Here is a 23,108-nt window from a genome sequence, read left to right as displayed (position 1 = left end):
GAATTATTACTCTAATATATTGATTTTCAAGGAGAATATAAAATAAAACAATGAGATAATTAACTGAATTATAAATTTTTAAAACCTGAATCAGAAGCTGTTTTCAACTCCTGATTCGCATAACTAAATAAATATCTTTTCTTACAACGCACGCAAATGAATAACGAGACATTTGAAATGGTGGCCAAAACCCTGTACGGGTTAGAAGAAATACTGGCCGGTGAGTTATTAGCTATAGGCGCCAACGACATAGAGATTGGCCGCCGGATGGTATCCTTCACAGGAGACAAAGAAGTGCTTTACAGAGCCAACTTCTGTTGCCGCACCGCCTTACGCATCCTGAAACCGATCTATCATTTCAAGGCAAAAGATGCCGATACTGTTTACAAGGAAGTGAAAAAGGTCGTATGGGAAAACTACATGTCACTGGACAAGACGTTCGCGATCGACTCCGTGATCTATTCAGAAGATTTCAATCACTCTAAATTCGTGGCTTACCGTACAAAAGATGCGATCGTTGACTACTTTATGGAGAAGCACAACAAACGCCCTTCCGTACGTGTGAACAATCCCGACTTATACATCAATATACATATCTCGCACAACGATTGTACCTTGTCTATCGACAGTTCGGGCGAGAGCCTTCACAAACGCGGATACCGCGTGGAACAGACCGAAGCGCCGCTGAACGAAGTACTGGCTGCCGGTATGATTCTGAAGACAGGCTGGAAAGGCGAATCCAATTTCGTCGACCCGATGTGCGGTTCCGGTACGCTGCTGATCGAAGCGGCTATGATCGCCCTGAACATCGCCCCGGGTATCCACCGCAAGGAGTTCGCTTTCGAGAAATGGATCGACTTCGACCAAGAACTGTTCGACCGCATCTATAACGACGAAAGCCAGGAACGCGAGTTCACTTTCAAATGCTACGGTTCGGATATCAACCCGGCCGCTATCGAGATTGCCCAGAAGAATATCCGTAGCGCAGGCCTGGCCAAATACGTCGAACTGAAAACGATGCCGTTCCAGCAATATACGGAAGCGCCGCAACCGGGTATCCTGGTAACCAATCCGCCTTATGGCGAACGTATCTCCTCCCGCGACCTGCTGGGACTTTATAATATGATCGGCGAACGCGTCAAACATGTGTTTACCGGATATAAGGTATGGATACTCAGCTACAAAGACGAATGTTTCGACAAGATCGGCCTGCGCCCCAGCGAACGGATGAAGCTGATCAACGGCTCGCTCGACTGCGAATACCGTTGCTACGAAATATTTGAAGGAAAGAACAAAGACTATAAGAAAGCGTTGAACGAGGAAGGTGCGGAAAGAACGGAAGATTCCGCCTCACGCCCGAGACCCTCATTCCCTGAAAAAAGATATGACACCCGTCCTGCAGGTCGCCCGAATTTCAAGACTGACCGCATGGACCGCCCCGACCGTCGTTTTGCCGCCGCTCACAGTGAAGACGAAAACGAACGTACATCCGCAGCACCGGGAAAACGGTTCTTCGGTGAAGAACGCGGTGACGGCCGTCCTGCTCGCAAACAGTTCGGAGGCGAACGTGGTGAACGCCCGGTTCGCCCGATTCTGCACAAAGCCGGCGAAAAACGCCCCGTCAAAATGCGTTACAGAGACGAAGACAACAGGTTCTCTAAAAACAGAAAGAACTTCGGAGACAGAAAACGCGGAGAAGGCCGTCCATTCAAGAAACCATTCAGAAGAGAGGACAATGATGACTTTGAAGATTAAACACTTCCTGGTTCTTTGCGTGTTCGCTTTATCTACATCCATGACGCTGATGGCACAGGACAAACAACTCACATTACACGACCTGCTTCCGGGAGGGAAGACACACAATAAGTTCGTCCCGGCCAGTCTCAAACAGTTGCAATGGTGCGGGGATACCTACCTGTATGCCAAAGGAGACAGCATGATAAGCGGCGTACCCGAAAAGAAAGAGCAGGTTGCCTTTACACGCAGGCGGCTCAATGAGGCGCTTTCGGCAGCCGGACTTCCGACGGTAGGCAGCCTGCCCGGATTTTCGGTTCCTTACAAGGACCAGCCGGTACTGGCTTTTACCAGTAAAGGCCACCGTCTGCATTACAATTTTGCCGAAAACAAGATAACCGGCAATTACCAGCTGGACAGCAAAGGATCGAACTACGACTTCTGCCCGGCCAATAACTGCCTGGCATTCACGGTGGGAAACAACATACAGATTCTTTCTCCGGAGAATCAGACAAGCATTGTTACACGTGAAACAAAAGACGGAATCGTATGCGGACAGGCAGTCCATCAACGTGAATTCGGCATCAGCAAAGGACTGTTCTGGTCACCGGCAGGCTCCGCCCTGGCTTTCTACCGGATGGACGAGAGCATGGTCACAGACTATCCTATCGTCAATATCGATGCCCGTTGCGCAAAAGCCGAACCGGTTAAATATCCGATGGCCGGCATGAAGAGCCATGAGGTGACAGTCGGTGTGTACAATCTCTCGACAGGCGAAACCGTTTGGCTGGAAACCGGAACCCCGAAAGAAAAGTTCCTTACCAACATTGCCTGGAGCCCGGACGAAAAGAGCATCTATATTGCCGAACTGAACCGCGAACAGGATGAAATGAATCTGGTCCGCTATTCCGCCCTGACCGGCAAGAAAGAAGCCGTCCTTTTCACAGAAACGAACGAACATTACGTAGAGCCGCAATATCCGGTACTCTTTCTCCCGAACGATCCCGGCAAATTCATCTGGCAAAGCCAGAAAGACGGATACAACCACCTGTATCTGTATGACACTACCGGCAAACAATTGAAACAACTGACACAGGGAGAATGGGTAGTCACCCAGGTAATCGGTTTCGACGCCAAAGGCGAGAACCTGTTTATCACTTCCACCCAGCCGCATATACGGAGTTCGTTCAATTACGGCACTCCGATGAATGTAAACGGCTGGAAGCTGAATCTGAAGAAGGGAGATACATCCCTGCTGACTCCAAATGCCGCCTTGGAAAGTGTACATAGCCTTTCGGTCAGTGCCTCCGGTAAATATGCGATCGACAGTTACGACGCACCGAAAATCCCGCGCATCATCAACCTGATCCGCACAAAAGACGGCAAGGAGATCAAAAACCTCCTGACAGCTAAAGACCCCTACAAAGGTTATGTCCTGCCTGAAATAGAAGCAGGCACCATAAAGGCTGCCGACGGTACGACCGACCTGCATTTCCGCCTGGTCAAACCTGTCGGCTTGGATGAAAGCAAGAAATATCCGACCATCGTCTACGTCTACGGCGGCCCCCACTCGCAACTGGTAACAGGCGACTGGCAGAACGGTGTAAGAGGCTGGGATATCTATATGGCACAACGCGGCTACGTGGTTTTCACGGTCGACAACCGCGGCACATCCAACCGGGGATTCGCTTTCGAAAGCGTGATCCACCGTAACCTGGGCGTCAACGAGATGGCCGACCAGATGAAAGGTGTGGAATATCTGAAATCGCTTCCTTACGTGGATGCCGACCGTATCGGTGTACACGGATGGAGCTACGGCGGCTTCATGACGACCAACCTGATCCTGACGCATCCCGACGTCTTCAAAGTCGGTGTTGCCGGCGGCCCGGTGATCGACTGGAGCAACTACGAAATCATGTATGGAGAGCGTTATATGGACCGTCCGCAGGATAATCCGGAAGGGTATAAGAACGCCAACCTGAAACTGAAGGCAGGCAACCTAAAAGGCCATCTCCTCCAGATACACGGCGATATCGACCCGGTAGTGGTATGGCAACACAGCCTGGGCTTTCTGAAAGCCTGCGTGGATGCAGATACCTATCCCGATTATTTCGTCTACCCCCGTCACGAGCACAACGTGACAGGCAAAGACCGCCCGCATCTCTACGAGAAGATAACACGGTATTTCGATGACTATCTGAAGTAGTAGTTGATAGTTGACAGGTTTATTTGCCGTCTGCTTCAGCTGACGGATAGTTAATGGAGATATATTCATTAGACTTTAGTCCCATTTCTTACTGATTATAGTTATTGATTAATAAGAGAAATGTGGCTGAAGCCCAAAAAAAGAACAGCTTTTAAACCGTCAGCTAAAGCAGACGGCAATTGAACTAAGGCTAAAGCCATGTGAGATATTACAGTATAACAACAGTAATAGACTATAACGATAATAAATTATAAAGACAATAATAAATTACGACGATATGAACATATTACTATTAGGCTCCGGCGGCCGCGAACATGCAATAGCCTGGAAGATTTCCCAAAGTCCGAAAGTGGATAAGTTATTCATTGCCCCCGGCAACGCAGGTACTGCACAGGTGGGAACCAATGCATATATCAAGGCGGACGATTTCGCCGCCATCAAAGACTTTGTACTGGCTAACGATGTGAACATGGTTGTTGTTGGTCCGGAAGACCCGCTGGTAAAAGGTGTTTACGACTTCTTCAAAAACGACACCTCGCTAGCCGGCATCCCCGTGATCGGCCCGTCCAAAGCCGGTGCGCAGCTGGAAGGCAGCAAAGACTTTGCCAAAGCATTCATGATGCGCCATAACATACCGACCGCCCGTTACAAGAGCATCACAGCCGAAAATATCGCCGAAGGATACGCCTTCCTCGAATCGTTGCCTGCCCCTTACGTACTGAAAGCTGACGGACTGGCCGCCGGCAAAGGCGTACTCATCCTCGAAACGCTGGAAGAAGCGAAAAAAGAACTGGGCGACATGCTGAACGGTATGTTCGGCGATGCCAGCAAGACAGTGGTTATCGAAGAGTTCCTGACAGGTATCGAATGTTCGGTATTCGTCATGACCGACGGTACGAACTATAAGGTGCTCCCCGTAGCCAAAGACTACAAACGGATCGGCGAAGGCAATACCGGCCTAAACACCGGCGGTATGGGTGCCGTTTCCCCTGTTCCATTTGCCGACGAGGCTTATATGGCCAAAGTAGAAGCACAGATCATCCGTCCGACCATCGAAGGTCTGAAAGCGGAAGGTATCGACTATAAAGGTTTCATCTTCCTGGGTCTTATCAATGAGAACGATCCCAAGGTAATCGAATACAACTGCCGTATGGGCGACCCGGAAACGGAAGTGGTCATGCTCCGCATCCAGAGCGACCTGGTAGACCTGCTGGAAGGCGTGGCCGAAGGTAACCTCGACAAGCGCACCCTGACAATAGACCCGCGTGCAGCCGTTACGGTCATGCTGGTAAGCGGCGGTTATCCCGAAGCCTACGAAAAGGGCAAACTGATCTACGGGCTGAACGACATCACCTCCGACAACATCATCTTCCACGCCGGCACCGTCTCCGCCAGCGACCGGATCATGACCAACGGCGGACGTGTCATCGCTGTCAGCTCCTACGGAGCCAATAAGGAAGAAGCCCTGGCCAAATCATTCGCCGGAGCAAAAACCATCATGTTCGACAAGAAATATTTCCGAAGCGACATCGGGTTCGATTTGTAAATGAACAATACATACAGCTATTCTCGCAGACACACCATTTCGGGACCGGCAACTTTTGCCTGTACCCTGATGGCCTGTGTCGCCTGCTGGATCGTGAGTTATCTGAACTCGGTCGGCTATCCGGTGTATGGAGAAGTGACGGCACCGCCTCTGTGGAATGCTATCTGCCAGGTATTGCCCGGCAAGGCTTTCACCTATGCTATCGGCATGCTGCTGATGTTCGGGGGCGCCTTCCTGCTCCACCGTGCCAACTATGTCCTGGTACTGATCCGCGAGAAGACGTTGTTACCTTTCCTGTTTTATGTACTGTTCATCAGTACCAACCCGGATTTTCTGCCGCTGAAATCCACCTCAGTCGGCGTATTCTGCCTGATTCTGGCCATCTATCAGCTATTCACATCTTACCACGACCCCGGTGCCAAGGGCAAAGCCTACAATGCCTCTCTGCTGATCGGGATCGGAAGCCTGCTATGGATACATATCCTCTGGTTCATTCCTCTGTTCTGGATAGGGATGTATAACTTCAGGAGCTTGAGTATCCGTACCTTTCTAGCCTCCCTGCTCGGTGTAGGTACCGTCTACTGGTTCCTGCTGGGCTGGTGTATCTGGTTCCGCGACTTCACGCCGTTCACGATTCCGTTTGCCACGCTGTTCAAGATACGCATCCTGGCCGCTGCCGGCATCGGGTTGCTCGACTGGGTCGGCATCATCGCCATCGCCATGCTGACGGCTGTATCCGCCATCAACATCATCACGCACGAATACGAAGATGTGCTGCGTACACGCCAGTTCCTGTCCTTCCTGATCTGTATGTCGGTGTGGGCCTTTGCGCTCTATTTCCTGTACGAGCAGGCATCGGAAGAGTTTCTGGAGACAGCCTGTATCCCCTCTGCCATGCTGATCGCCCATTTCTTCACCGTCATGCGGGGTAAGATAGTTTTCTGGACCTTCTATTCCACCATTGTTCTATTTATCGCTCTCTTGTTTCTACACCTATGGAATTTCTTATAGAATACGGATATATCGGGGTGTTCATCGCCTCTTTCCTCGCAGCGACGATCCTGCCTTTCAACAGCGAAGTCGTCCTGACCGGTGTTTTACTGGCTGGTTCTGCCTACTGGCCCTGCATGGTCGCTGCCACATTGGGTAACTTCCTGGGCGGCATGAGCTGTTACTGGCTCGGCATGCTGGGAAAAGTGGAATGGATCGAGAAATACCTCAAACTGGATGCCAAAAAGCTGCAAAAGGTACAGGACTGGATTGCCGGTAAAGGTTCCTGGATGGGTTTCTTCGTCTTCCTCCCCGGCATCGGCGACTTTATCGCGGTAGCGCTCGGTTTCCTGCGCGCCAACGTCTGGATCGTCGCCATCTCCATGTTCCTGGGCAAAGCCATCCGCTATTGGGTATGGATGGAGTTTGTATATAAGGTGCAGGGAATGTTTTAAACTTTCTTTCCCTTATTATACTACTTGAATGATGACTTTCGTAAAGATACTACCGCGGCGCACATAGATGGAGTATTCTTTCGAATCGGTCCAATAATAATAGGTAACTGTCAATTTACCACCATCGGTCGTTATCTCAAATCCATCGGAAGTTGAGTATAAGAACTCGACATCTTTCGGAAAATCCATTTCCACAACATCACCACTGTTACTCACCTCACCGATCACGCTGCCGTATTCCGGCAAGCCCTGCGGATCGGGATAAACGGGGGCATATTTGACTACGGCTCCCACATTGACAGCCGTTCCCGTATTCGCTATATCCTTCACGATTTCAGATTCAACATAAAACTGGTAATAAGAGGCTTCGAGAGCAATCGCAGGTTTTCCGGAAGGAAATTCGAGTATCGAATTGCGATTGAAGGCCTGGTAAAGGCATCCCGGCAACACGGCCGCCTTCCGCACGAGCCCGTCTCCGACCCTGGGAGGAACAACCTTTCCAATCCCGTTTGCACCACCGAGTTCCACAAGCAGGCACGACGAGCCGCTGAAATTGTTTTCATCCGTGATATAAATATCCGAATTGCCCAGATACGTTTTTCCGTTATCCTCATTGAGCATATTCAATGTGGTGACATCCTCCAATTCTACTGAATCATCATCGGAGCAAGATGTTGCGAAAAATACGCTCGCAACAAACAGAAGTTGAAATAATAGCTTCTTTTTCATCATTTATCAATTAATAGTTTTACAATAGGAAACACACACAAAGTGTTTATGTTATTCCGCCAGCCACTGATTCAGCTGCGTCAAGATCTTTTCCTTCATATCTTCAGGCATATTACCGATGCGGGCACGATGGCTACCGCGGGGCTGGAAGTAGACCTGTTCATTCTTCTTTCCTTTGAAAACCGGAGCATGGGCTGCACTCCACGGGTCGATTTCACCGTAAATAAAGATCATCTTCGGATCATTGTCCTTCAGAAAATCATAAATCTTATGGTAAAGGGCGGGGCGGAACTCGACCTTGCCGACCAGCTCTTTAGGCAACATGATGCGGTTCAGATAACCTTTACTACTGTCGATGGTGAGGTATTTCTTAAACGGCTTCGTGTCATATCCGTAATAACCCAACTCGCGGGCGGCCTGAACAAAGAAAGAAATAGTAGGTTGGTTCTCCGCAAAATAGTCGGGACTGCTGATATCCATCAGATGTTTGAACAGCGTCGGGGTATCGGAATGGAGAGAAGGAATAACAGATACGGACGTTCCCCACTGCCATAAGGCAAAAGGATACTCCAGCACGCAATAATCGAGTACTTCGGGCATCGGGATACGGTATTCCAGGTTCTTTTCTTTGGAAAAAGCCTCCAGCAAAGGGATAATCTCTTCTTTGCGTTTCAAGACCTCCTTCTGGAACGCTTCTATCTTGCGGCGCTCCTGTTTTGTACCGACCTTACGGAGGAACGGTTCGTGGCGACCGTCTTCAACGCCTTTGCACAGCGGACCGACGTAAGGGACGGATATATCCACGTCGTCCGGGAAAAAGGCACGGTAAAGCATGGTAGTCTGGCCGCCTTTGCTGATACCGGTGCTGATCCATTTGCCGGTATAAAGCTGCTTGAAAGTCTGGTTGACGTTATGCAGGTCGTAAGCGGAATTTTCGGCAGTCAGATAATCCCAGTTGCAGGGTTCGGGTGTGGATTCCAGGAAATAACGATACTCCACAAAGACCAGGTTGGCATTCAGCAGCTTGGTCAGTTCCTCCTCATATTTGGGGTTCAAGGCATAAGCACCACCATACCCTTCGGTGACAATAACGGTCGGGCGATCGAAACCGACATGGCCTACAACAACACGCTGGGTGAAAGTGCCGGCTTCCGGATTTTTAGGGTCGACAAGCTGGGTGATACGTACAAGATATTTTTCGGGATAGACGTCCGATTCCAGTTGTTCGACACTGGTGATCCCTTTCAGGGCGGCAAGCTTCTCCTTCAGTTCGCCCGGCGCGGCAAAGGCAGCCAGGGTACAGAGAAAAGAGAGAAGCAGAAGATTGAATGTTCTTCTCATGGCTTATTCTTTTTTGTTATTTATTGTTCTTATCAGTCCTTCATATTTGGCTCGTTTCACAGCCGACCCGGCAAAGATACGATTATAATCGTCGCGGGTAAAGCAGCGAAGGTCTTCTTTTTTCAAAGACAGGAAAGCCGGTGAAGGAGAAAAAGCCACTTCACGGGTAGGACTGGCAAAGCGGTTCCAGGGACAGACCTCCTGGCAGGTGTCGCAACCGTAGAGGCGGTCGCCCAGGCGGGAAGCCTGTTCGGAAGGGATATCGCCTTTATGCTCGATCGTAAGGTAAGAGATGCACTTGTTTGCGTTCAGGTGGCCGGGACGTTCCAGGGCACCTGTCGGACAGGCATCGAGGCAACGGCGGCAGGCACCGCAACGATTCTTCTGAGGGGTGTCGTAATCCAGTTCCAGGGTTGTGACGATCTCTCCGAGAAAGAAAAAGGAGCCTTTACCGGGTATAATCAGGTTGGTATTCTTCCCAATCCAGCCAAGACCGGCTTTCCAGGCCCAGTAACGCTCCAGAATGGGAGCAGAGTCGGTGAAGAAGCGGGCGACAGGAAGGGTAGAGTCAGCCTGTCCCCGTGCTTGACACGGGGCCGCCGAGGAACCGGTCTCCTCATTTTCCGGTCGAAACGGCCTGCTCACTTGCGGCCCCGTGTCAAGCACGGGGACAAGGCTTGTTATGTATTCCCAAAGCTGCCGGAGTTTGTCTTTCACAACGATATGATAGTCCTTCCCATAAGCATAATAGGAAATGCGCGGGGAACCAGGAGATTGCTTCTGTGCCGGATAGTAATTAAGGGCCACGGAAATAACGGAACGGGCACCTTCCACCAACCCCGCAGGATCGAGCCGGATATCACGGTAGTTCTCCATATATTTCATGCCGGCATGACATCCTTCGGCTATCCACCGGTCAAAAAACAAAACTTCGGTGTCTGCGGAAGCCACTTCAGCTATTCCGCAGGCATCGAAGCCTAATTCCTTCGCTTTGTTCTTTATTAATATGGATAAACTATGCATCTCGACTAAATAGAAACTTCAACATTCTGTCATGGCGGGCTTGACCCGCCACCGCATCCTACTCAAATACACATATCCCAATCTGCTGCTAAATCTTTCCACTCTGGATTCATATCCACAATAAGTGCATTCTTCCAGCATCTTTTCCAATTTTTCAACTGTTTTTCTCGGGCTATAGCTTCATCTATACTATTAAACTCTTCAAAATAAACAAGTTTTACACAATTATACTTACTGGTAAAACCCGGTATCTCACCACTTTTATGTTCCCTTATCCGCCGTTCCAAATTATTGGTAACGCCAGTATATAAAACATTTCCATGCTCATTGGTTAACATGTATATCCAATACTGATGTATATTTTTTATCACAGCTTATTAATTATGTCCTCCCGGACTCGATCCGGGATCTCACCCTAAACAAATATGTCATGTAGGATGAGATGGCGGGTCAAGCCCGCCATGACAGATTATTCAAACACTTTAAAAGTATACCCTTCCTTCTGCAACCACTCGATAGCGCGAGGCATGGCTTCGCGCATGTTCGTTTCGGCTTTCAGGGAGTCGTGGAAGACAATGACGGAGCCGTTGCGGGTATAGTTCTTTACCACATTGAAGACACCGTTCGGAGTCATGTGAGGGCTGTAATCGCGGGTCACCACGTCCCACATGATGATCTTGTACTTCCGGCGCAAGGCAACAACCTGCGGAAAACGCATATGCCCGTGGGGAGGACGATATAAATCGCTCTGAATATATTCGGCAGCCTTCTCTATGTTATCCAGATAATTCTTCGTCCAGTATTGAAGTCCCTGGATATGATTGTAAGTATGGTTCCCTACCCGATGACCGCGGTCGAGCACCATCTGATAGATATCCGGATGTTTGCGGACATTATCCCCTACACAGAAGAAGGTAGCCTTCACTTCATATTTATCGAGTATATCCAAAACCCAAGGGGTAACCTCGGGAATTGGGCCGTCGTCGAAGGTGAGATATACACACTTCTCCTTGGCCGGTATCCGCCAGATTACCCCTGGGAACAGGACCCTGTAGAACCAGGGCGGTTGTTCTATAAACATACGTTATTTATTTCCACGCACCGAACCCCAAGCCATCCGGTAGTTGTCAAACTCTTCCTGATACTTAGCAGCGAATTCGGGATTATAATGTTTGCTGACTGTCAGCACTTGATTCATGACAGCCAGGTTATGTTCCAACTCTCTCGTTACAGAGGCCAGCTGAGAAGGTCTCAGACGGAAGAACCAGTCGATATTGCGCATTGCATTCTCTGCAATTCCGGTAAAGACCTCTTCTGCCTTTTCATCCTGGTCGAGCGCATAATACAATTCGCCTGTCGTAAGAGCGGTATAATCCAACGGAACATTCTCCGGCGGCAGTACTTCCATACATTTATTCAGTACATTCAGCGCTTTTTCACTCTTACCTTCCTTCAACAGGTCTTCAGCCAACTTATTGAACAATGCCATACGGTAGCTCTTGCACATACGCATCACGTTTTCGTCGATGTAAACGCCCGGTTTGTCTACGCCACCCCATTTGAACTTATTCATCACGTTGTCGTACATCTTTTCCGTGTTGGTACCTTTATTCGCCTGCTTCGGAACGATCTGGTAAGCGAGACCGGTCTGTTCGAAGTAACCGTCCAGACCGACAAACTGATCAGGATTTACGGTGATCGCATAATAAATAGGACGTTCCCAATTATTGGTCTGCAACATATCCAGAATCATCAGTTCCTGTTTGCCCAAAGCAGTCTTGCCTTTCAGGCTGATTGTCATTTCCTTCAATAAACCGGTCGAATCGGTAGCCAGGCCTTTGGCAACGGCTGTCGCTGAATCCACCTTATAGATAAGCGTTTCCGAAGGGATATAGTCGAGTTCCTGATTGAAACCAGGTATCTTCTTGAATTTCGGATCATTGCTGCGTACAAAGTTCAGCCCGGTACTCAAGTCGATAGGTTTATCCATCATCGGGACAATATAGGCAGCATCGCGTGTACCCTGTATATAATCGGCACGGTCCCATGAAATAGGCAGCGGAGCCGATTCGTACGCCTGTTTCTTCATCTGGTCGATATACCAGTCTGTCTGCAAATAACTGGTGTTACATACACGGACATCGGTACGGATACCCTCCACTTCCTGTGCATACCACAACGGGAAAGTATCGTTATCGCCATTGGTAAAGATCACGGCATTCGGTTCGCACGATTCCAGGTAGTTAGCACCGAAATCACGGCAAACATAACGTCCCGAACGGTCATGGTCGTCCCAGTTCTGACCCGCCATCTGGATAGGCACGAACAGGCACAGTACTGTCGCAACAGAACCTGCCACCACCGGAGACAACTTGCCGTATTTCTGCATCAGCTTCGCCAGGGCCGCGACACCGAACCCGATCCAGATACAGAAGGCATAGAAGGAGCCAGCATACGCATAGTCTCGTTCACGCGGTTGATACGGCGTCTGGTTCAGATAGAGCACGATAGCGATACCTGTCATAAAGAACAGGAAGAAAGTGATCCAGAAACTCTGGATACCGCGCTGTCCGGAATAAGCCTGATACAAAAGCCCCAGGATACCGAGCAGGAGCGGCAACATATAATATACATTATGTCCTTTATTGTCAGCTATATCGGAAGGCATGTTGTCCTGCGGACCTACAAGCACCTCGTCGATTGCCTTGATACCGGTAATCCAGTTTCCGTTCATCACTTCACCATTTCCCTGGATATCATTCTGACGGCCGGAGAAGTTCCACATGAAGTAACGCCAGTACATGAAGTTCAGCTGATAGGCAAAGAAATAACGCAGGTTTTCGGCAAACGTCGGCTTCATCACCGTCACGTTCTCACCACAACGGTTGAACTTCACAGGTTCTCCCTTAAACTGCGACCATTCCTTATAAGCTCCCACATGCGCATCCACATTGCTGTACATACGTGGGAAAAGCATATTCAGTTCGTCTACATATTCATATTCAACATCGTGGCGCGAAACAAAATATTTGTCTTTTTCACTCGGATCTTTCTTGATGACGCGGCTCCATACAGCTTCACCTTCCTTGGTTACAGGAGCACAGTTACCGCCCTGGTTCTCACGCTGTACTTCCGAAGCAAACGTCTGTCCGTACAACAACGGTGTTTTACCATACTGTTCACGAGCCAGATAAGAACGCAAAGTGAAAATATCGCTCGGTGCATTCTGGTTCATCGGCGTATCGGCCGTCGCACGGATCATCGTCAGCGCATAAGAAGAATAACCGACAACGATTACCATCAGGCAAACCAATACGGTATTCAGCATCTTGATATTCACCTTCTTGCTCATAAACAAATAAGCAGTCAGGGCACCTGTCAGAATAACCGCCAGCACATAGCCGCTTCCGATAAACGGCACACCCACCAATACGATAGACAGGATAAACGCCACCTTCATGCGTACCGGGTTAATTTCATCGCGCATCGTTTCCCAAATAGACCAGATTAGCACAGCGGTCAATACAATCACATAGGCAAATACACCTGAATTGTAAGGCATTCCCAACACATTGACAAACAACAGTTCGAAATAGCCGCAGACTTCAACCAATCCCTGTACGACACCATACATCATCAGTCCGACAATTGCGAACGAAACCAGCAACGCATAGATAGTCCCCTTCATCGTAGGATTCGGGAATTTCTTATAGTAATAAACCAGCACGATAGCCGGGATACAAAGCAAGTTCAACAGGTGGACACCGATACTCAACCCCATCAGGTAAGCGATCAGTACGATCCAGCGGTCGGCATGCGGACGGTCAGCCGCCTCTTCCCACTTCAGGATTAGCCAGAAAACCAATGCAGTAAACAGAGAAGAATAAGCATATACCTCACCTTCCACGGCACTGAACCAGAATGTATCGCTAAATGTATAGGCCAATGCTCCTACCAGACCGCTACCCATAATTGTGATCATCTGACCCAATGAGATTTCATTCTCATCGTCCACCATGATCTTACGGGCCAGGTGTGTGATACTCCAGAACAGGAACAGGATTGTCAGCCCGCTAAAGAGTGCCGACATCGAATTGACCATTTTAGCCACTGTGGAAGTATCCGACGCCAGCTGCGTGAACAGGTTGGCCGTCAACATAAAGAACGGTGCTCCGGGCGGATGCCCAACTTCCAGTTTAAAAGCAGAAGAGATGAACTCACCACAATCCCAGAAACTGGCAGTGGGTTCGATAGTCATCAAATAAACGGTTGAAGCGATCAGAAAAACGATCCATCCCAACACGTTGTTGATTAGTTTATACTTTCTCATGTTTGTATAAAGTGTGATAATTAGTTGTCAAATTACGCCATCCTCACACGGACAGTCGGCCGCAAAGGTAAGCATTTACGTTTAATACCAACGCCTTAATACTCCATAAATTGTATTGAAGAGATTAGAATTATATTAAAAAAAGTCTGATTTTTAGCTGACTGAAGATGACAATAATATGACACGGATGTCATATAGCAAAAACCGCCTTTTCATCGGTTACTTTGATCAGATTACCTCTGCCAGTTTCCAGGCTTGAATATGTTTTATGCCCTTATTGGAAGGATACGAAATCTCATCAAAAGAAACTACATACTTATCATAATTATCCTGAATTGCTTCCAAAGGCGCATATTCACGACGGACCGTTTGCTCATCTGACAACAAGTAGGTACTTTGCAAATAAAGAATATGATCCCCTTTCATAGCGACAAAATCAACTTCTTTATCCCGCATAGCACCGACATACACATCATATCCGGAACGCCGCAATTGTAAATAGACAAGATTTTCCAGCTTATAACCGATTCCGTAGGCAAAACCCGGATAAAGATAATTTTTATAAGCAAGGTCATTAATGTAATATTTGCAATTGCCGGAAATCGTCTCCTTTCCTCTTATATCATAACGTTCAACTTTATGAATAAGAAACGTATCTTCTATATAGCCAATATAGTTAGAAATAGTATCATAGGTTGTTTTCCGCTTCTTGCTTTTAAAGAAATTCAAAATATTGGTTATCGAAATCAGGTTAGAGGCATTGTTCACAAGATATATAAAAATATCTTCCAATAACTTAGGGTCCTTTATGCTATTTCGTTGTATAATATCCCTTAATAATACGGTATCTTTAATTGCCGCAACATAATTACGCCTCGTCTCATTGTTAGGTAAGATAAATAATTCAGGTAACGCCCCACTTTCCATATAGTCTAAATAACTTTGCCTGTGATCGTCTTTTCCGGTTATCCCGATATATTCCTGATAACTAAACGGAAATATCTCAAAATTCACATATCGTCCGGACAAAAGAGTGGCAAGTTCTCCTGATAACATCTTTGAATTAGAACCACTTATAAAGATAGCTTTTACCAGCACGACGTTGACCGACAAGCACTTTGTATACAAAGACCGGGGTGAGTGCGATTTTATCGCGATTGGAAAGAGACATGTCCGCAAGCCCCATTGCTTAAACCATTCGCATTGAAACTCCACTGAGTATTATTCCCGTTGGGGTTGTTGGCATGCCACCAGTTTGTAAGTGTTGTACCGACTGTACCCACCCAATAAATATAATCCTGATCATTACTTAACTTCCCGGTACTGCAATCAAAAGTCAACACATAGGGAGAATTCCGACCCGGAAAAATGGAAATATCTGTCCTTACCTGAGTTCCACCGGTGAAAGAGGCACTTCCCCCCTCTTCAGAATCAATAACCATAGAAGCATCGGCCCGCGTGGCTATCAGACCCGGATCATTCGAACCAATCTCATATGCAAGGTTAAAAGCTGTTTTCTTAACCAGGACGCCCTGGAGTTCCGTAACCATCAGAACCTGCGAACATTGGTAATCGTTCAATGCTTTTTTCGTTTGTAGATTTATACTATGCAAATCACCTTTTAGTCTTGCAATATGCCCCGGATAAATTCTCAACGGATCGGTAACCTCCTTGGTTGCACTAAGCTCAAACTCATCATATTCATTCACGATTATATAAGGACGCAGCAATGCATAAGTCTCATCATAACTCCTCGAAGAGTACATCTTTTCATCGTCATCATATGCGCATGAACCTAAAACAGTACCTACCGTAACCAATAAAAGCAATAAACGAAATTTTAAATTCAGAGTATCCATAATCGTATTTTCTTAAATTAATACTTTTCTTACTTCCACCCACAAACCTTATCTTTCATTCGTTCCGGAGCAAAGATACACCAATGTTAGAATTCCCGGACAGATAATACCCGAATTATGAGAACGTTTCGTATTTTTAAGAGATACTCATCCGGTAATACAGCAGGTCATCATCTATAAACATTTTATTATTCAAGAATGACAAAAAAAAGATGACATAACAATCAGGACGATATCTGCCTCCTGTTTATGGCATATCTAGTAGTAAACCATAACTGAGGCAAAAGAAGGGCGTCGAAAACCAGACGCCCTATCTTTCTATGGAATAATTGTACGATTATACTATTTTTGTAATTGATAACTTGCAAGGCTTTGATGATTTGAGTTTCTTAAGCTATAAATATAAAATTGCGAATCATTAATATCAGCATCATATGCAATATAGTTATATATACAATTAGGATCTGATTCTCCCCATGTACCACAGCCATCGGAAACAGAGTATCTTCTTTTTTTAGAATCTGTTCCAGTATACTCTCCATAAAGGGTACTTGTTCCAAAGTTTAATAAGAAATGTTCATGTATATATGTTCCTGCCGGAGCCTTATCGACAACTTCTTTTATGGCAGTCCAGCGTTCACTATGTCCCATTCGTGTAAGATCTTTTGCATAAGATAAAGGCTGCATTTTATCATCAATAACAGGCGCTATATCATATCCATTATCTGTTTTTATAATTTCAAATTTACCTTCTTTTATCCATTGATTCCAAGAATCAATAACATTGAGTATAAAATTATACAGATCTTCTGCTATTCTGACTTCCGCCCCTGATTTCAACTTTGGAACAAGCCGGCCATCCACTACTGACAAATGTTTTTTTACTCTTTCCAAAGCCTTCATATAAACAATATTATTATATGCTTTATCTCCAACAAGACCAGTATGGTAATCATAGGGTGCAATGGCATCATCTGACATCAGTTGTTTTGTTTGTAAAAAGTCAGAATCAGCAAACTGGAGTTTCTTAGCTTCCCGCCATGATTCTTGGTTTTTCTGGTTTATCTCATCATTCTTTTTCTGATCAATCGTTAATATTTCCGCATTGATCTCTGTTGTTACTTCTGAATTTTCTGTTTTAGGAGATTCAGTTGTATTAAATTCGCATTGGCACATAAGGAGTCCTATTAATGCTACCGATAAATAAATTAAGCCTCTCTTCATAATTGTAGATATTTATAATTACATTAGAATAAAATGTATTAATCTTATAGCAATAGTTCGTTAAACAATCAATCCTTATCTTTAGATAATAAACAATGTGTTGGTCAAATCAGTGATAAAGATAAATGATTGACCGATTGTCAAAGCCGGGATTTGTACAAACTACATTTCCACTTTAATACTTCACTGCCCAGTGTAATTCTGGCTAAAGCCAAAGCATTAGAAAAAGTAACCTACTTATCGATAGCTTCCGTGAAAGTATCGCGCCACAACATGTTTCTCATACAACGGTTTATGTCCATATTAGGGATTCAACCAAATACGGGAATAAATCGGAAGTTATGTGAAGAAGGCATCAAGTTTGCGACAATAGCAGTATAAATTTGAATCTAATATTTAACGAACTATCGATGTTCCAAACAAAAGACCACTCAAACAACTAAAAAATTGCAGAAGTGAAGTTTGCGCTTGAAATTCCTTATTTTCTGAATATGTCCATAAAGATGAATAGTCCTCGCAGACAGATTAATAATTATATTGATTCAAAGTCACTAAATCCATATCCGATTTAAGAGAAATAGTCACATTCTATTTGGAATATTAGCATACATTCTCCAAAAAACAACAACAATTTCATATTGACCATATAAATCATAATATATCACTAAAATCAAACATATTAACCTTAACAAAACTTCATAACACGAATATACAAAAGCCAGGTAAAAAGACCATTTACCTGGCTCATTTATTATAAATACAACTAATATTCTAAGATCGTTATCCTATTTCAAAATTTCATATCAAATGAATATTTTAAACATAACTATTTCACTTAAACTTTATTTGATTATCTAAAAAACAATTGATTAAAGAGGATAGCTATCAATAATCTTTCCTTTCACCATTGAAAGGATACGTATCCAGTGGCCCCATTACTTAACCCATGTGCATTGAAGTTCCATTGGGTATTATTTCCATTGGGACTGTTAGCATACCAGTAGTTTGTAAATGTGGAACCAGCTGTCCCTGTCCAAAAAATATAATCTCTTCCATTATTTAACTTTCCTGTTCTACAAGTAAAATTTAACACATAAGGAGAAGCCCATCCCGGAGAAATGTTAATGTCTGTTCTTACCTGTGGTCCACCAGTAAAAATTGCATTGCTTTCTTGATTAGGATCAATATTCATGGAAGTATTAGCACGTGTGGCCAATATACTCATATCCTTCGAACTAATCTCATATTCAAGATTAGGTGTCGTTTTTTTAATAAGAGCACCTTGACGTTCTGTAATCATCAAAACTTGTGTGCATGAAGGATCATTCAAGGCTTTCTTTATTTGTTGATTTATAACATACAAATCTCCTTGCAATTTCGATATATGGCCTGGATTAATACTCAAGGAATCAGCAACTTCCTTATATACAGCATCCAGTTCAAATTCATCAGATTCATTCACCATTATATAAGGACGTAACAATGCATAAGTCTCGTTATAACTCCTTAAAGAATACATCTTTTCGTCATCATCAAATTTGCATGAAGAAAATACAGCACACATCATAACTAACAAAAGTAATAAATTAATTCTAAAATTTAAAATTTTCATAATTTCATTTTTTAATTTAAATAAAAACGGCTTTTATTTTCGCATTTTGAATTAGATTATAAGTTTATTATTACCAATCAAAATGTTCATGAGAGGTAAAATCAATGAAATCCTTATTTTCACTAATATATGTTCTTTCATAATAATTCAGATAAAAAGCTTACCTGAATCAAATGAACTCAATTGAAATGATTTCGTTATATTAATTTCAAAATCATATTTTGATATACTATACTTATATCACTAATTTATAAATACAACATCCTCATACTCTTTATTTTTTTAATTAAACATTCAGTAAATTATCATTCACAAATATAGGGACAAAGACAAGAATAAATAATGAATAAAATTTCATTAATATCACATTTTAATGAAAGTATTTTTATATTTAATACTCCTGAGACTTACAAGTGAAAAATTTATTCAATTCTATTATTACATTAATCATCTCTACTTTTGGCTTTTTAGTGAGTATAGTTGTTATTCACTTTCCATAATACAATTATTTTTCTTATTTGCATAATTTGTAGATATTTTTTATACTATCTAGGATATCTAAAGTCTCATCTAAATCTTTTTGGGTATGCATTGCTGTTATGCTAAAGCGAAGACGAGATAATTTTTCCGGCACAGCTGGGTAACTTATTGGATTAACATATACTCCCTGATCAAATAATACACGAGATGCTTCTTTTACATTTTGCTCATTACGTACCATAACAGGAAAGATTGCAGATACTGTATTTCCATAATCAAGACCAATTATCTCAAGACCATTTTTGAAATATTCTATGTTTTCAAGAATACTATTTCTTAATTTGGGTTCTTTATCCACTAACTGAATTGCTTTTATAGCTGATGCCGCAGCCTGAGGAGTAGCAGCTGCTGAAAATATGTTTTGTCGAGAATAATACCTAAGCAGAGTTATAATCTCTTTCCTTGCTATCGCATATCCCCCAACAGAACCGAAAGACTTGCTAAATGTACCAGTGATCATATCCACTTTATCCAACAAATTGTAATCCTCAATAATCCCTCTACCAGTCTTTCCCAATACTCCGATCCCATGAGCGTCGTCAACAATTAGAAATGCATTATATTCTCTACAAACAGTATAAATTTTATCCAAAGGAGCTACATCTCCCTCCTGTGAATATACTCCATCAATAATTACAAAACGATTCTTATATTCTTTTGTATTCTTTAAAACATGTGATAAGGAATCTATATTATTATGGAGAAATCTTTTTGTATTAGTACACAAACAACCATCGAAAACGCTTGCGTGGGTGAACATATCCATAATGGCAATATCTTCTTTTCCCATGATGGCCAATAATGTGCTACAATTAGCTGCATACCCAGATGTATATGAAATAGCATATTCGTTTCTAAGAAAACGAGCTATTTCTTGTTCTAATTGCTCGTGAAGATAATTATGCCCCCCAATTAACGGACTCGCACCTGCCCCAGCTCCATATTGTTCAAGCGCTCTTATACTGGCATTGATAACCTCTGGGTGATGCGACAGACCCAAATAATCGTTCGACACGAAACTGATCATCTCTTTTTCCCTGTTGGTATAAGGATCAATCACCTTTATACGTGCACTAGAACCAGTTAAGGATATAACACGATAAGGTAAATGCTGTATTTTGTATCTGTATGAGATATAATCATCGATCTGTTTCGCTCTCGTTAACAGGTTTTGACCTCGGTTTTCGAAGTCCTTTAATGTCATATTATCAAATTCACTCTTCATAAGCAATGCTTTATAATTCAATTACTATCCTCTCTTGATTGTCTATCAAAAGAAAGATTACAAAAATTATATCTAATAATTTATTCACATGAATTTCAAAGATATGACCTCTATTCGTACTAATAGATGAAACTATTTTAATTAATTACTGATATAGAATATATATAAGAACTATTAAGAAATTTGTTTGTCGTCTTTATCTAATTTTCTTTCGTATTTGACTTAATCTCTGAGGCGTTACACCAATGTATGAGGCTATGTATTTTAAAGGTATATTCTGTATTAAATCTTTATTCTTTGTTATGAGGTCTTTATAAAGTTCTTCACCTGAAGAACCTAAAAGCCGTACTTCTCTGTTTATCTTTCTGCAGAGGGCATCCTCTAATACAATTTTTACGATTTTATTTATATTCAATGAAGTTTGATATAAATAGATTAAATCATTCTTTGGCAACTTCCAGATTACACACTCCGTCAAGGCTTGGATATTGATGAGTGAGGGCACATTTTCCTTCAAAGAAAAATAGGAATTAGCAAACTCACCTGGAAATGAAAACCAGAATGTCACCTCTTTATCCGGATCATTGTCGTTAAGTGCAGCCCAATAGCGGAGAATTCCTACCTCAATAAAATAAAGGTATTTCTCATAATTTCCTATTCTGATCGCGAACTCATTTTTCCTTAATTCTTCACGTTCAAAGTGATCACAAAAGAATTGCTGCTCTTCCATGGTAAGCCGTAATCCATCGTTTAAGGAGTCGATGATGTTTACAGCTTGTTCGATTAATAAAGCTATATTTGTTTTCATACACTTTTCATTTTGTTCTATTAATCTCCTTTCTAGAAGGAATTATATATCTGATGCTCCAACACAAAGTTATATTATATCCGAATTATCAAATTAGATAAGTAATCAACTACCGTCTATCCTTAGTTGATATTTCATTTTTCACAGCACATACTAAATATTCTCAAATGGGCAGTCAGTGTACTTCACGCTATATCTAACTTCGCTTTTTGGAATATTTCATTTCACAACTTTTCATTCAAAAATAAATTCCCCCAAAAGAAAATCATTCCATTGGTTTTTCAATTTTACAGAATAAGCACCTGGATTAAAACCACTTAAATCTATCAGAATACAGTCCGTCTCCGATGCCGGAATCATTTCTTCATAAAGAACCTTTCCGTCTTTCGATATACATATTGTTATATCGGAACGTTGAGTACTACTATGAATGGATAAAACACCATCATTAACAAAAGCGGAGATTGGAATTGAAGAAGAAATGGAACGCGTACATTCTTCCCAAGTTCCCAAAAGTGATACTCTTTTATTTCCCTCCGCCGAAACACTCTGCAGTAATAGACTACTGAAAACAAAAAATACGCATAATGCCCACGCAAGCTTTTTAAAGATCTTTTTCATAACGATAATTTTATAAATTTCTACCCTACAAAGGTATGCGGTTTATAATAGATACAGGTTAAAAACTAATGGACAACAAGGTGGACAGGAAAAAACACTCTAAAGCTTAATAATAAGCACTTTAAAAACAGGAGTCAAAGGTAAAATGTGGACAAGAATTTTCTCAGTACTTCCAAAGATAAGTTTCAATGGAAGTTTGAACCCCTAGCGGAGTCTTTAGATGCTGATTGATCCGCTCTTTTAAACGTTGCTTGCGCTTGGTTACAGAAGAGGGAGAAATAGCCGCCAATTCGGCTATAATAGAATTATTCAATTGTAATTTTATCAAGCAGCACATTAGGAGATCACTATCTGTTAAAGAAAAGTCATTCTTCAAACGCCCAATTAGATTCGGATAAACGATATTTATCGATTCAAAAATTTCAGGCCATTGGGACTCCTCAATATATTTCGGATCAGACTTTAAACAATCGAGTATATTTATATGCTTAATTAATTGAGAGCACAAGTATCTTTGTCGTTCAAATAAATAAGTATTTTCTGCAGTCAGGTATTCATACGTTTTTAACTCCTCTCCTTTTTTTTTTCAAAGTGGAAATATATTTTTTTATATCTCCCTGTAATATTTCATTTTGAGTCTGCAATGTCGCATTATTTTGGCGAATTCGTTCCATTTCCGCCATTTGATTATTTATATGTTCCTGTGAGCCTATCTTCTCCTCTATTTGAGAAGATAAAGCTCCTCACTAGTGTCCCGTTAAAATCGGGACGAGTTATTAATTAATCAAATAATCCCGGAATAAGGGGATTAAATTGTTCTTTGACATCATTGAAATTAGTCTTATTAAACAGCTCTTGTAAATGC

17 protein-coding genes and 1 pseudogene are annotated in these 23,108 nt (G+C 43.3%); 5 read left to right on the top strand and 13 right to left on the bottom strand.

What is annotated here, in order from left to right; translation table 11 throughout:
• Positions 1-156: 156 nt before the first annotated feature.
• The 5 genes from NBH15_RS26880 (at position 157) to NBH15_RS26860 (ending at position 6,931) form a co-directional block, all read left to right on the top strand.
• A complete protein-coding gene (locus NBH15_RS26880) occupies positions 157-1,755 on the top strand; it encodes a THUMP domain-containing protein (protein ID WP_250824046.1) in 1,599 nt (532 codons plus the stop codon).
• Positions 1,736-3,940, top strand: a complete 2,205-nt coding sequence (locus NBH15_RS26875; protein ID WP_250824045.1) for a S9 family peptidase — start codon at positions 1,736-1,738, stop codon at positions 3,938-3,940. Before NBH15_RS26880 ends, NBH15_RS26875 begins: the two co-directional genes overlap by 20 nt.
• A gap of 277 nt (positions 3,941-4,217) precedes the next feature.
• A complete protein-coding gene (gene purD / locus NBH15_RS26870; protein WP_250824044.1) occupies positions 4,218-5,486 on the top strand; it encodes a phosphoribosylamine--glycine ligase in 1,269 nt (422 codons plus the stop codon).
• Complete coding sequence (locus NBH15_RS26865; RefSeq protein ID WP_250824043.1) at positions 5,487-6,497, top strand: hypothetical protein; 1,011 nt, start codon at positions 5,487-5,489, stop codon at positions 6,495-6,497.
• Positions 6,482-6,931, top strand: coding sequence for a YqaA family protein (locus tag NBH15_RS26860; protein WP_250824042.1), 450 nt, complete (start codon positions 6,482-6,484; stop codon positions 6,929-6,931). The genes NBH15_RS26865 and NBH15_RS26860 overlap by 16 nt, the downstream gene beginning before the upstream one ends.
• A gap of 15 nt (positions 6,932-6,946) precedes the next feature.
• Here the strand turns inward: NBH15_RS26860 and NBH15_RS26855 are convergent, their stop codons facing one another.
• From NBH15_RS26855 to NBH15_RS26795, 13 genes and pseudogenes are all read right to left on the bottom strand, one after another.
• The gene (locus NBH15_RS26855) at positions 6,947-7,663 is read right to left on the bottom strand and encodes a DUF5036 family protein (protein ID WP_250824041.1); all 717 of its coding nucleotides are present in this window, start codon (positions 7,661-7,663) and stop codon (positions 6,947-6,949) included.
• 48 nt (positions 7,664-7,711) lie between these two features.
• The gene (locus NBH15_RS26850; protein ID WP_122327045.1) at positions 7,712-9,001 is read right to left on the bottom strand and encodes a S28 family serine protease; all 1,290 of its coding nucleotides are present in this window, start codon (positions 8,999-9,001) and stop codon (positions 7,712-7,714) included.
• Positions 9,002-9,004: 3 nt separating this feature from the next.
• Positions 9,005-10,024 (bottom strand): tRNA epoxyqueuosine(34) reductase QueG, encoded by a 1,020-nt coding sequence (gene queG / locus NBH15_RS26845; RefSeq protein WP_250824040.1) that lies wholly within the window; start codon positions 10,022-10,024, stop codon positions 9,005-9,007.
• A gap of 62 nt (positions 10,025-10,086) precedes the next feature.
• Positions 10,087-10,395 (bottom strand): GIY-YIG nuclease family protein, encoded by a 309-nt coding sequence (locus NBH15_RS26840; protein ID WP_233567318.1) that lies wholly within the window; start codon positions 10,393-10,395, stop codon positions 10,087-10,089.
• Between the two features lie 98 nt (positions 10,396-10,493).
• Positions 10,494-11,105 carry a polysaccharide deacetylase family protein gene (locus tag NBH15_RS26835; RefSeq protein WP_250824039.1) on the bottom strand — a complete coding sequence of 204 codons (612 nt, stop codon included), beginning with the start codon at positions 11,103-11,105 and terminating at the stop codon, positions 10,494-10,496.
• A gap of 3 nt (positions 11,106-11,108) precedes the next feature.
• Positions 11,109-14,354 carry a DUF2723 domain-containing protein gene (locus tag NBH15_RS26830; protein WP_250824038.1) on the bottom strand — a complete coding sequence of 1,082 codons (3,246 nt, stop codon included), beginning with the start codon at positions 14,352-14,354 and terminating at the stop codon, positions 11,109-11,111.
• A 228-nt stretch (positions 14,355-14,582) separates the two neighbouring features.
• Positions 14,583-15,437 (bottom strand): annotated as a pseudogene (locus tag NBH15_RS26825) (ATP-binding protein); the annotation flags it as partial.
• Between the two features lie 65 nt (positions 15,438-15,502).
• Positions 15,503-16,213, bottom strand: a complete 711-nt coding sequence (locus NBH15_RS26820; protein WP_250824037.1) for a hypothetical protein — start codon at positions 16,211-16,213, stop codon at positions 15,503-15,505.
• 342 nt (positions 16,214-16,555) lie between these two features.
• Complete coding sequence (locus NBH15_RS26815) at positions 16,556-17,437, bottom strand: hypothetical protein (protein ID WP_250824036.1); 882 nt, start codon at positions 17,435-17,437, stop codon at positions 16,556-16,558.
• A 901-nt stretch (positions 17,438-18,338) separates the two neighbouring features.
• Positions 18,339-19,049, bottom strand: a complete 711-nt coding sequence (locus NBH15_RS26810; RefSeq protein ID WP_250824035.1) for a hypothetical protein — start codon at positions 19,047-19,049, stop codon at positions 18,339-18,341.
• Positions 19,050-19,563: 514 nt separating this feature from the next.
• Positions 19,564-20,814 (bottom strand): aminotransferase class I/II-fold pyridoxal phosphate-dependent enzyme, encoded by a 1,251-nt coding sequence (locus NBH15_RS26805; RefSeq protein WP_250824034.1) that lies wholly within the window; start codon positions 20,812-20,814, stop codon positions 19,564-19,566.
• Positions 20,815-21,010: 196 nt separating this feature from the next.
• Positions 21,011-21,622, bottom strand: a complete 612-nt coding sequence (locus NBH15_RS26800; RefSeq protein WP_250824033.1) for a Crp/Fnr family transcriptional regulator — start codon at positions 21,620-21,622, stop codon at positions 21,011-21,013.
• Between the two features lie 234 nt (positions 21,623-21,856).
• Positions 21,857-22,243, bottom strand: coding sequence for a DUF3244 domain-containing protein (locus tag NBH15_RS26795; RefSeq protein ID WP_250824032.1), 387 nt, complete (start codon positions 22,241-22,243; stop codon positions 21,857-21,859).
• Positions 22,244-23,108 lie beyond the last annotated feature (865 nt).

Source organism: Parabacteroides caeci (genome assembly GCF_023656795.1).
Taxonomy (GTDB): Bacteria; Bacteroidota; Bacteroidia; order Bacteroidales; family Tannerellaceae; genus Parabacteroides; species Parabacteroides segnis.
This window is presented reverse-complemented; position numbering and strand designations above follow the sequence as displayed.